Origin of the sequence: Pseudomonas sp. S30_BP2TU TE3576 (assembly GCF_050436025.1) — a bacterium.
Lineage (GTDB): Bacteria > Pseudomonadota > Gammaproteobacteria > Pseudomonadales > Pseudomonadaceae > Aquipseudomonas.
Genome location: NZ_JBNDLK010000001.1, coordinates 4,297,370 through 4,308,780 on the forward strand (window position 1 = coordinate 4,297,370; position 11,411 = coordinate 4,308,780).

Consider the following 11,411-nt stretch of genomic DNA (forward strand, 5'->3'; position numbering starts at 1 on the left):
GTGATAGTGTCCGGTTCGCAATGCCGGCGATCAGCCGTCGAAGGCATTCTGTAGCCAGTTCAACTGATCGAGATTGCTGTCGATGGCGATCACGTCGAAGCGGCAAGGGGAATTGGCCCAGCGCGACTCGCGCTGAAGAAAATATTGCGCGGCGAAAATCAGTTTTTGCCGTTTGCGCTCATCGATGCTATCGAGCGCGCCACCCCATTGAGTGTTTTTTCTGTAGCGGACTTCAACGAATACTACTGTATCGCCATCTAGCATGACCAGATCAAGCTCGCCGCGTTTACACAACCAGTTCTGCGCCAGCAGGCGCAGACCCTGTTGTTGGAGATGCTCGAGCGCATGGCGCTCGGCATCCTTGCCGCTTTGCTGGCGTGACCTGTCAGGCATCAGCGAGAGGTGTCCGGCAGGCGTTGAACCTGGCCGTTGGCGAACTCGGCCCAGGGCAACTGACGCACGACCCGCTGGCTCTGGCTCATGCCAAGGCTGCCCGATTCACCGTCAATTCGGCTGTCTGGCAGGGACTTGAGTTGGCCCAGGCGCGGCGCCAGTCGATAGGCATCCACACCCATCGCATACAGGCGCCCCAGGCTGCCGGCGGCTTGAGGCCATTGGGCGGTGACCTGGCGGCGCAGTGGATCATTGGCATCCAGCAACCATGGCGTCTCGCAGAAGCGAATGCCATTCATGTCGTTGTACTGGTTGATGTCACCGCTGGCGCTGAATACGTGAGAGGTGGCGTATACCGGCACATCGCCTGCGTACTGAAAGTTCAGGGTCGGCTTGATCTGCTGGGCCTGCTGCGGTGTTGCGGCCAGGAAAATGAATTCGATGTCCTGGCGGCGCGACGGCTGGGCGGCTACTTGAGAGCCAACCGTGCTTTGCAGGCTCTTGGCGCGACCTTCGCTCTGGCGCAGCTGGAACATGTCGGCAATTTGCTGGGCCAGCTGGACCGGTTGATCGACGCGTTCGGTGGCAACGATAGTACCGCCATTGGCTTGCCAATCCTGGCTGAACGCCTTGAGCACGCGGTCGCCCCATTCGCCTTTCGGCACCATGATGGCTGCGCGGTGCAGGCCGTCGGCGCGAGCGCGGCGCGACACTTCACGGGCTTCGTCTTCAGCGGCAAGACCGAACTGGAACAACTGCGCCGGGCCTTGATCACCTTCGCTGTAGTTCAACGCCAGGGTGGTGATCGGCAATTGCGGGCGAGTGCTCAACTGTTTGACCAGCGGCTTCTCCAGCGGGCCAATGACCAATTGCACGCCATCGGCCTGGGCCTTGCGGTAGAACTCGTCCATGGAGGTCAGGCGCGAGCTGTCATAAAACTCGATGGCAGGTGGTTTCTGCCCGCCTTGTTGGGCCTGGTAGTAAGCGGCCATGAAGCCGTCGCGCAGCGCTTTGCCGACCGAGGCCAATTGCCCGTCCTGAGGCAGCAGCAGGGCGATCTTGCTCAGGGGCTGGCTGGCCAGTTCCTTGAGCTGGGTCAGTGGCTGCGGCAATTGAATGGCTGCCGGGTGTTTTGGATTGCGCGAGCGCCAGTTGTCGATGGCCGCTTGTTGCTGTTCCAGGGTGCCGGCGGATTTCACCGCCAGTGCCAGGGCCATCCAGCCGCCGAGGTCGTCGGCGGTGTTTGGCTGCAACTGCTCGGTCGGCAGCGAAGCGATCAGGGTCCAGATGGCTTCGTGGTTTTTGCTCGCAGCTTCACCTTTCAGCATTGGCGCGATAAAAATGCGCTCGCGAGCAGCGGCGAGGGTCTGGCCATCGGCCTCAAGTGCCCGGGCGTGAACGGTGCCGGTGCGGACCTGCAGCTCGACGGGCAGTTCGCTCAAGCGTTGCATGCTTGGGTGGCTCAGGGCAGTCAGTGCTGCCTTGGGCTGATTGCGGGTCATGGCCAATTCAGCCGCCAGGGTGTTGGCGAAAACCTGCTGGCCCGGCTTGAGTTGCTCGATGGGCACCTGTTGCAGGATTTGCGCGGACTGGCCGGCATTGCCCTGGTGGTAGGCCAGGTCGGCAGCGCTCAAGCGCAGCAGAGCGGCATCTTCCGGCGATTTGCTTTGGGCGGCCTTCTCAAGCAACTGCTCGATACTGGCGTCCGGTGTCCGTGGAAGTTCGCCAAGGCTGGAGGAGGGCGAGCTGGCGCAAGCCGCCAGCAAGGCAGCGAGGCAGAGGGCAGATAACAGCCGCAGGCAAGCGATCATGTAAGCGTTCCTGATACTCGATCAAATTAGCGTGGAATTGTACCCAAGCACTGGCCGGGGCGCGATGTTACTGGCGTGAATCGATCAATTTAGCTGGTGTAAATGTTGCGCCAGAGCGCAAACGGTCGCCGAAGCCGCGTTTGGTTGCGCGTATCGTGAGTCTCGCTACGCGCTACAATGGCGACTTTTACCGATGATGAGGTGTGCGCTTTGACTGCTCCAGGTGCTTTGAATTCCGCTGCTGGCTCGCTTTATGTGGTGGCGACGCCCATCGGCAACCTGGATGACATCAGTGCGCGGGCGCTGAAGATTCTGCGGGAAGTGGCCTTGATCGCCGCGGAAGATACCCGCCATTCCCAGCGCTTGATGCAACACTTCGGCATTTCGACGCCGTTGGCGGCCTGCCATGAACACAACGAGCGGGATGAAGGTAGTCGCTTTATCACTCGTCTGCTTGCCGGTGACAGCGTGGCGCTGATCTCCGATGCCGGGACACCACTGATTTCCGATCCGGGTTACCACCTGGTGCGGCAGGCCCGGGCTGCGGGTATCAATGTGGTGCCGGTACCGGGGGCCTGCGCGTTGATTGCCGCGTTATCGGCGGCGGGGCTGCCTTCCGACCGTTTCATTTTCGAAGGTTTTCTCCCGGCCAAGGCTGTGGGGAGGCGAGCGCGCCTCGAGCAGGTAAAGGAAGAGCCGCGCACCTTGATCTTCTATGAGGCGCCGCATCGCATCCTTGAATGCCTGCAAGACATGGAGCTGGTGTTTGGCCCCGAGCGTCTGGCGCTACTTGCGCGCGAGCTGACCAAGACGTTTGAAACCCTCAAGGGGTTGCCTCTGGCCGAGCTGCGCGAGTTTGTCGAGTCGGACAGCAATCAGCAGCGCGGCGAGTGCGTGGTATTGGTGGCGGGCTGGTCTGCTCCCGAGGAGGAGGGCGCTGTCAGCAGTGAGGCAATGCGCATCCTCAATTTGTTGCTTGAAGAAATGCCGCTCAAGCGTGCGGCGGCGTTGGCGGCGCAAATCACCGGCGAGCGAAAGAATGTGCTGTACCAGATTGCGCTGGATAAACAGAAAGGGGAGTAAAACCCGACGTACCGGCGCGCTCAAAGGCGCTTAGCGCTTGTTCTTCGGGCGCTCTGCCGGTAACCTTCGCGGTGGAGAGTCGATCGGACAGTCGCTGCCCCCTATGAAAATTAGGGGGGGGAGGAAAGTCCGGGCTCCATAGGGCGAAGTGCCAGGTAATGCCTGGGAGGCGTGAGCCTACGGAAAGTGCCACAGAAAATAACCGCCTAAGTGCTTCGGCGCCGGTAAGGGTGAAAAGGTGCGGTAAGAGCGCACCGCACGTCTGGCAACAGTTCGTGGCTAGGTAAACCCCACTTGGAGCAAGACCAAATAGGGTCCCAAGGCGTGGCCCGCGCTGGGACCGGGTAGGTTGCTAAAGATGTCCAGTGATGGCCATCGTAGACGAATGACTGTTCAAGACAGAACCCGGCTTACAGATCGACTCTCCACCTTTTTCTCCCCTCTGCTTAAATCATTGAGCAAGGGGTGTGGTGATAGCAATTTCCCTCCTTACACATTCATCTGCAGAACCTCTTTTGTAATACCAAAAAAATCTTACTCTTAATAAATTACTTTAACTTCCGAACGCAGCCTTCTGTGCTGATTCAAGTTATCGGACGGTTTCATCTGCCGGATTCTCGTTGCTCCTCCTTTAATGCTCCTAAATCTCAGTTCTGTAAGGGTTTTCCTTTAACCCGCGCCTTGACGGTGTGGTGGGCGCATTCCTATAGTGTGCACAAGTGGCGGAAAGTGGCATGAAGTGGGTTTTTTGAACTCAAAACGCTAAAATTTGGAGAAACGCTGACGTGTTTCGCGGAGCCAACGCTATCAGTCTCGATGCAAAGGGCCGTCTCGCCATGCCGAGCCGGTACCGTGACGAGCTCGTTTCGCGTAGTTCCGGTCAATTGATCGTAACAATTGATGCCGTTGATCCTTGTTTGTGTGTTTACCCGCTCGATGAGTGGGAAATTATTGAAACCAAACTGCGCGCACTGCCTTCGCTTCGCGAAGAGAACCGCCGCCTGCAACGTTTACTGATTGGTAATGCCGTCGACCTCGAGCTCGATGGCAGTGGTCGTTTTCTGGTTCCGCCGCGTCTTCGTGAATATGCCAAGTTGGATAAGCACGCGATGTTGGTAGGCCAACTGAACAAGTTCCAATTGTGGGACGAGGATGCCTGGAACGCGGTTTCTGCCGCTGACCTGGCTGCTATTCAACAACCGGGCGCGATGCCTGATGAACTGCGTGATTTGATCCTGTGACTATTGATAGCGGCTTTAACCACATCACCGTACTGCTTGACGAAGCCGTCGAGGCTCTCGCCGTACGCCCTGATGGCTGCTATCTGGACGGCACGTTCGGGCGCGGCGGGCACAGCCGGTTGATCCTCAGCCAGCTCGGTCCTGATGGTCGCTTGCTCGGATTCGATAAAGATCCACAAGCGATTGCCACCGGGCAGACGCTAGCGGCCGAAGACGGCCGCTTTGTCGTTGTGCAGCGCAGCTTTGCCGAGCTCGGTGCCGAAGTGGCCGAGCGTGGCATGAACGGCAAGGTCAGCGGTGTGTTGCTCGATCTGGGCGTGTCTTCGCCGCAGCTTGACGATCCTGAGCGCGGTTTCAGTTTCCTCAATGACGGTCCGCTGGACATGCGCATGGATCCGTCCCGCGGAATCAGCGCTGCCGAATTCGTCAACACCGCACCCGTGGAAGAAATCGCCCGGGTGTTCAAGGAATACGGCGAAGAGCGTTTTTCCGGTCGTATGGCCCGTGCCGTGGTCGAGCGCCGCGACATCAAGCCATTCGAGCGCACCGGTGACCTGGCGGAAGTCCTGAAAGTCGCCAACCCGGCGTGGGAAAAGGGCAAGAACCCTGCAACCCGTGCATTCCAGGGATTGCGTATTCACGTCAACAACGAACTGGGTGATCTGGAAACCGGCCTCGAAGCCGCGCTGGATTGCCTGGAAGTGGGCGGTCGCCTGGTGGTGATCAGCTTCCACTCGCTGGAAGACCGTATCGTCAAACTGTTCATGCGCAAACTGGTGAAAGGCGAAGCCGACAACCTGCCGCGCAACCTGCCGGTTCGGCATGTCGCCTTCGAACCGAAAATCAAAGTCCATGGCAAAGCGCAGACGGCCTCCGACGCCGAACTCAAAGCCAACCCACGTTCCCGTAGCGCTGTCATGCGTGTGGCGGAGAAGCTGCGGTGAGCAAGCTTTTCGCCAAGCCACTGCCCGGCGGAAGCTTCTTCATGCTGCTGCTGTTTGTCGGCGTGCTCGTGTCGGCCATCGGCGTGTCTTACAGCGCGCACTGGAATCGCCAGTTGCTCAACTCGCTGTACAGCGAGTTGAGCGTGCGCGACAAGGCACAGGCCGAGTGGGGCCGGTTGATTCTGGAACAGAGCACCTGGACGGCCCACAGTCGTATCGAAGTGCTGGCCTCCGAACAATTGAAAATGCACATCCCCGGTGCCGCTGACGTGAAGATGGTGGCGCCATGATGAAACTCGAAGGCGCTCTCTTTCCGTGGCGGTTCCGCGTGGTTCTGGGGTTGCTTGGCATCATGGTGGCCGCGATTGCCTGGCGCATCATCGACCTGCAAGTGGTCGACCGTGACTTCCTTAAAGGTCAGGGCGATGCGCGCAGCGTTCGTCATATTCCGATTCCCGCTCACCGTGGTCTGATCACCGACCGTAACGGCGAGCCTTTGGCCGTCAGTACCCCGGTGACTACGCTGTGGGCCAACGCCAAGGAAATGCAGCTGGAAAAAGACAAGTGGCCAGCATTGGCCGCCGCGCTGGGACAAGATCCCAAAGCCCTGACCGAGCGTCTTGAGGCCCAGGCCAACAAAGAATTCATTTACCTGGTGCGCGGGCTGACGCCTGAGCAGGGTCAGGCCGTGCTTGACCTGAAAGTACCAGGCGTCTACGGCATCGAAGAGTTCCGGCGTTTTTATCCTGCCGGTGAGGTCACCGCCCACATGGTCGGGTTTACCGACATCGACGATCACGGTCGCGAAGGTGTCGAACTGGCCTACGACGAATGGCTGGCCGGGGTTCCTGGCAAGCGTCAGGTGATCAAGGACCGGCGCGGCCGGCTGATCAAGGATGTCCAGGTCACCAAAAACGCCAAGGCCGGCAAGCCCTTGGCGTTGTCCATTGACCTGCGCCTGCAATACCTGGCCAACCGTGAATTGCGCAACGCGATCATCGAGAACGGCGCCAAGGCCGGCAGCCTGGTGATCATGGACGTGAAGACCGGCGAGATTCTCGCGATGGTCAACCAGCCGACCTACAACCCGAACAACCGTCGCAACCTGCAACCGGCGATGATGCGCAACCGCGCGATGATCGACGTGTTCGAACCGGGTTCGACCATGAAAGCGATTTCCATGAGCGCCGCGATTGAAACCGGGCGCTGGAAGCCGAGCGATACCGTCGAGGTGTATCCGGGCAGCTTGCAGATTGGTAAATACACCATCAAGGACGTCTCCAAGACCGAAGGCCCGGTGCTCGACCTGACCGGCATTCTGATCAACTCCAGTAACGTCGGGATGAGCAAGGTCGCATTCGACATCGGCGGTGAAACCATTTTCCGTCTGGCACAGAAGGTCGGCCTCGGCCAGGACACTGGCCTGGGCTTCCCGGGCGAGCGCGTCGGCAACCTGCCGAACTACCGCGAATGGCGCAAGGCAGAAACCGCCACGCTGTCCTACGGCTACGGTATTTCCGTGACTGCGATCCAGTTGGTCCACGCCTTCTCGGCCCTGGCCAACAACGGTCGTCTCGCGCCGCTGACCCTGATCAAGACCGACAAGGCACCGCAAACCACTCAGGTGTTGCCGGAAGCTGTCGCGAAAACCATGCAAGGCATGCTGCAGCAAGTGATCGAGGCCCCGCGCGGTGTGTTCCGTGCGCAGGTGCCGGCGTATCACGTGGGCGGCAAGTCGGGTACTGCACGTAAAACGTCGGTCGGCACCAAGGGATACGCCGAGAACTCGTACCGCTCGCTGTTCGCCGGTTTCGGCCCGATGAGCGATCCGCGCTACGCCATCGTGGTGGTGATCGATGAGCCGACCAAGGCCGGTTACTTCGGCGGCCTGGTTTCCGCGCCGGTGTTCAGTCGCGTGATGTCGGGCACCCTGCGCCTGATGAACATTACGCCGGACAACCTGCCACCCACTCAACAAGCGAACGCAACACCGGTCGTTCCGCTGAAAGCTAATGGAGGGCGCGGCTGATGTCTCTGAGCCTGAACAAGATATTCCCTCACGCCGGTCACGATCTGCTGATTCGCGAACTCGCGCTGGACAGCCGCAATGTGCGCGCGGGCGATCTGTTCCTTGCCGTGCCGGGCGGGAAATTCGATGGGCGCGCGCATATCGCTGACGCCTTGCAACGCGGCGCTGCTGCGGTGGCGTATGAAGTAGAAGGCGCCACGGTCCTGCCGATCACTGAAGTGCCGCTGATTCCGGTCAAAGGTCTGGCCGCGCAACTGTCGGACATCGCCGGGCGTTTTTATGGCGAGCCGAGCCATCACCTGAACCTGGTGGGCGTAACCGGCACCAACGGCAAGACCAGCGTGACCCAATTGGTCGCCCAGGCACTGGACCTGCTCGGCCAGCACTGTGGCCTGGTCGGCACCCTCGGTTCCGGTTTCTACGGCGCACTGGAAAGCGGCCTGCACACCACACCGAACCCGATTGCCGTGCAAGCGACCCTGGCGGACCTGAAAAAGGCCGGGGCCAAAGCCGTGGCGATGGAGGTTTCTTCCCATGGCCTGGACCAGGGCCGCGTGACCGCCTTGGCCTTCGATGTGGCGGTGATGACTAACCTGTCCCGCGATCACCTGGATTACCACGGCACCATGCAGGCTTACGGCGAAGCCAAGGCCCAGCTCTTTGCCTGGAATGATTTGAAATGCCGCGTGGTCAATCTCGACGACAAGTTCGGTCGGCAACTGGCCGCCGATAAGCGCGAGTCGCGGCTGATCACCTATAGCCTGGAAGATTCCAGCGCCTACCTGTATTGCCGCCAGGCACAATTCAACGACGAAGGCGTGCGCGCCACGTTGGTCACGCCGCAGGGCGAGCACCACTTGCGCAGTACCTTGCTCGGTCGCTTCAACCTGAGCAATGTCCTGGCGGCGGTCGGTGCGTTGCTCGGTCTGGATTACGCCCTGGACGAAATCCTCAAGGTGCTGCCGAAACTCGAAGGCCCTGCCGGGCGCATGCAGCGTCTGGGCGGTGGCTCGCAGCCGCTGGTGGTGGTCGACTACGCCCACACCCCGGATGCGCTGGAAAAAGTACTGCTGGCCCTGCGTCCACACGCCAAGGGCCGGTTGCTGTGCCTGTTCGGTTGTGGCGGTGACCGCGATCGCGGCAAGCGTCCGTTGATGGCCGAAGTGGTCGAGCGCCTGGCCGATGGCGTGCTGGTGACCGATGACAACCCGCGTACGGAAGACCCGTCAGTGATTTTCGATGACATCCGCGCCGGTTTCACGGCTGTGGATAAAGTGGAGTTCGTTGCCGGTCGTGGTCAGGCGATTGCCCAGCTGATCGCCAGTGCCTCGGTGGATGACGTGATTGTCCTGGCCGGCAAAGGTCACGAGGACTATCAGGAAATCAACGGCGAGCGTCATGCCTTCTCCGATCTGGTCGAGGCCGATCATGCCTTGACCGCGTGGGAGGTGGCCCATGCTTAAGGCCTTGAAACTGAGCGAACTGACCGGCGCGCTGAACGCTCGCCTGGTGTCCGCCGATGCCAGTTTCGACGGTGTGAGCATCGACAGTCGTGCGATCAAGCCGGGTCAGCTGTTCATTGCCCTGGCCGGGCCACGTTTCGATGGTCATGATTATCTGAATGACGTGGCGGCCAAAGGCGCCGTCGCAGCGCTGGTCGAACGTGAAGTCGCCGACAGTACGCTGCCGCAACTGCTGGTCAAGGACACCCGTCAGGCACTGGGACAACTGGGTGCGTTGAATCGTGCCGCGTTCACCCAACCCGTTGCCGCCGTGACCGGCTCCAGCGGCAAGACCACGGTCAAGGAAATGCTGGCGAGCATCCTGCGCACGCGCGGCGCAGTGCTGGCAACCCGTGGCAACCTGAACAACGACCTCGGCGCACCGCTGACCTTGATCGAACTGGCGCCGGAACACACTGCGGCCGTGATCGAACTGGGCGCCTCGCGCCTGGGCGAAATTGCCTACACCGTCGGCCTGACCAAGCCGCACGTGGCCATTCTCAATAACGCCGGGACCGCCCACGTCGGCGAGTTCGGCGGCCCGGAAAAGATCGTCGAGGCCAAGGGCGAGATTATCGAAGGGCTGGATGCCGATGGTGTCGCCGTTCTCAATCTCGACGACAAGGCATTCGGCATCTGGAAGGCACGCGCCGGGGATCGCAAAGTGCTGACGTTTGCGTTGAGCAACACCAGCGCCGATTTCTACGCCAGTGACCTGGCCACTGATGCTCGCGGCTGCCCGGCGTTCAACCTGCACAGCCCTGAAGGTGTGGAGCGCGTTCAACTGAACTTGCTCGGCACCCATAACGTCGCCAATGCCATGGCCGCCGCCGCTGCCGCCCATGCCCTGGGTGTGTCGCTGTTCGGAATCGCCACCGGCCTTGGCGCGGTGCAACCGGTCAAGGGGCGCACCGTCGCGCAACTGGCCAGCAATGGCATGCGCGTGATCGATGACACTTACAACGCGAACCCCACCTCCATGTGCGCTGCCGTTGATATACTGGCCGGCTTTTCCGGTCGCACCGTCCTGGTGCTCGGGGATATCGGCGAGTTGGGCGAGTGGGCGGAGCAGGGGCACCGCGACGTGGGCGAGTACGCCCGTGGCAAGGTTTCTGCGCTGTACGCCGTCGGGCCAATGATGGCTCATGCCGTGAACGCATTCGGTCCACAGGCTTTTCATTTCAGCACGCAGGCTGAACTGATCAAGGCCTTGGGCGCCGAGCAAGACACAAACACCACCATTTTGATCAAGGGGTCGCGCAGCGCTGCGATGGAAAACGTCGTCGCCGCTTTGTGCGGGTCCAGTCCGGAGAAACATTAATGCTGCTGCTGCTAGCGGAGTATCTGCAACAGTTCTACAAAGGCTTCGCGGTCTTCCAGTACCTGACCCTGCGCGGGATTCTCGGTGTACTGACCGCGCTGGTCTTGTCGCTGTGCTATGGCCCGTGGATGATCCGCACTTTGCAGAACCGTCAGATCGGTCAATCCGTTCGCAATGACGGCCCGCAGTCGCACCTGTCAAAGTCGGGTACACCGACCATGGGCGGCGCGCTGATTCTGTCGTCCATCGGTGTCAGCACCCTGCTTTGGGCTGACCTGACCAACCGTTACGTCTGGGTCGTACTGCTGGTGACCTTGCTGTTCGGCGCCATCGGCTGGGTCGACGACTACCGCAAGGTGATCGAGAAGAACTCCCGTGGCCTGCCAAGCCGCTGGAAGTATTTCTGGCAGTCGGTATTTGGCCTGGGCGCGGCGATCTTTCTGTATGTGACTGCCGCTACTCCGGTGGAGACCACGCTGATCCTGCCGATGCTCAAGGACTACAGCATTGCGCTGGGCGCAGGCTTCGTTGTCCTGACCTATTTCGTGATTGTCGGTTCGAGCAACGCGGTCAACCTGACCGACGGCCTCGACGGCCTGGCGATCATGCCGACGGTGATGGTTGGCGGCGGCCTGGGCATCTTCTGCTACCTGTCGGGTAACGTGAAGTTCGCCGAATACCTGCTGATTCCTTATGTACCGGGCGCTGGTGAACTGATCGTGTTCTGTGGCGCACTGATCGGAGCCGGCCTGGGCTTCCTCTGGTTCAACACCTATCCGGCACAAGTCTTCATGGGTGACGTCGGCGCACTGGCGCTGGGCGCGGCCCTGGGCACCATCGCGGTGATCGTCCGTCAGGAAATCGTCCTGTTCATCATGGGCGGCGTGTTCGTGATGGAAACCCTGTCAGTCGTCATTCAGGTCGCCTCTTTTAAACTGACCGGTCGCCGCGTATTCCGCATGGCGCCGATTCACCACCACTTTGAACTCAAGGGTTGGCCCGAGCCACGTGTGATCGTCCGTTTCTGGATCATCACCGTGATTCTCGTGCTGATCGGCCTTGCCACCCTGAAGCTGAGGTAGAAACT

The 11,411-nt window shown here is 60.5% G+C and carries 10 protein-coding genes and 1 other RNA gene; 9 read left to right on the forward strand and 2 right to left on the reverse strand.

The features are described 5' to 3' along the window. Nucleotides 1-30: 30 nt before the first annotated feature. Both ABIA48_RS19675 and ABIA48_RS19680 read right to left on the reverse strand, forming a co-directional pair. Nucleotides 31-393: a YraN family protein gene (locus ABIA48_RS19675; RefSeq protein WP_204932062.1), complete on the reverse strand. Its 363-nt coding sequence runs from the start codon at nucleotides 391-393 to the stop codon at nucleotides 31-33. Continuing rightward, nucleotides 393-2,204 (reverse strand): penicillin-binding protein activator, encoded by a 1,812-nt coding sequence (locus ABIA48_RS19680; protein ID WP_429490716.1) that lies wholly within the window; start codon nucleotides 2,202-2,204, stop codon nucleotides 393-395. Before ABIA48_RS19680 ends, ABIA48_RS19675 begins: the two co-directional genes overlap by 1 nt. Before the next feature lie 177 nt (nucleotides 2,205-2,381). On the opposite strand from ABIA48_RS19680, the gene rsmI reads away from it, so the two are divergent. The 9 genes from rsmI to mraY all read left to right on the forward strand — a co-directional run bounded on the left by rsmI (nucleotide 2,382) and on the right by mraY (nucleotide 11,406). After that, complete coding sequence (gene rsmI, locus ABIA48_RS19685; protein ID WP_429490718.1) at nucleotides 2,382-3,287, forward strand: 16S rRNA (cytidine(1402)-2'-O)-methyltransferase; 906 nt, start codon at nucleotides 2,382-2,384, stop codon at nucleotides 3,285-3,287. Between the two features lie 75 nt (nucleotides 3,288-3,362). Then, an RNA gene (gene rnpB / locus ABIA48_RS19690) (RNase P RNA component class A) lies at nucleotides 3,363-3,716 on the forward strand. Between the two features lie 356 nt (nucleotides 3,717-4,072). Continuing rightward, nucleotides 4,073-4,528 carry a division/cell wall cluster transcriptional repressor MraZ gene (gene mraZ, locus ABIA48_RS19695; RefSeq protein ID WP_007989875.1) on the forward strand — a complete coding sequence of 152 codons (456 nt, stop codon included), beginning with the start codon at nucleotides 4,073-4,075 and terminating at the stop codon, nucleotides 4,526-4,528. Beyond that, nucleotides 4,525-5,472: a 16S rRNA (cytosine(1402)-N(4))-methyltransferase RsmH gene (gene rsmH / locus ABIA48_RS19700; RefSeq protein WP_007989877.1), complete on the forward strand. Its 948-nt coding sequence runs from the start codon at nucleotides 4,525-4,527 to the stop codon at nucleotides 5,470-5,472. The genes mraZ and rsmH overlap by 4 nt, the downstream gene beginning before the upstream one ends. Continuing rightward, a complete protein-coding gene (ftsL, locus tag ABIA48_RS19705; RefSeq protein ID WP_007989879.1) occupies nucleotides 5,469-5,762 on the forward strand; it encodes a cell division protein FtsL in 294 nt (97 codons plus the stop codon). Before rsmH ends, ftsL begins: the two co-directional genes overlap by 4 nt. Beyond that, complete coding sequence (locus ABIA48_RS19710) at nucleotides 5,762-7,501, forward strand: peptidoglycan D,D-transpeptidase FtsI family protein (protein ID WP_177318981.1); 1,740 nt, start codon at nucleotides 5,762-5,764, stop codon at nucleotides 7,499-7,501. Before ftsL ends, ABIA48_RS19710 begins: the two co-directional genes overlap by 1 nt. Continuing rightward, nucleotides 7,501-8,964 (forward strand): UDP-N-acetylmuramoyl-L-alanyl-D-glutamate--2,6-diaminopimelate ligase, encoded by a 1,464-nt coding sequence (locus tag ABIA48_RS19715; protein ID WP_429490721.1) that lies wholly within the window; start codon nucleotides 7,501-7,503, stop codon nucleotides 8,962-8,964. Before ABIA48_RS19710 ends, ABIA48_RS19715 begins: the two co-directional genes overlap by 1 nt. After that, a complete protein-coding gene (locus ABIA48_RS19720; protein WP_429490723.1) occupies nucleotides 8,957-10,324 on the forward strand; it encodes a UDP-N-acetylmuramoyl-tripeptide--D-alanyl-D-alanine ligase in 1,368 nt (455 codons plus the stop codon). The genes ABIA48_RS19715 and ABIA48_RS19720 overlap by 8 nt, the downstream gene beginning before the upstream one ends. Beyond that, the gene (gene mraY, locus ABIA48_RS19725) at nucleotides 10,324-11,406 is read left to right on the forward strand and encodes a phospho-N-acetylmuramoyl-pentapeptide-transferase (protein WP_429490725.1); all 1,083 of its coding nucleotides are present in this window, start codon (nucleotides 10,324-10,326) and stop codon (nucleotides 11,404-11,406) included. Before ABIA48_RS19720 ends, mraY begins: the two co-directional genes overlap by 1 nt. The last annotated feature ends 5 nt before the right edge of the window (nucleotides 11,407-11,411 follow it).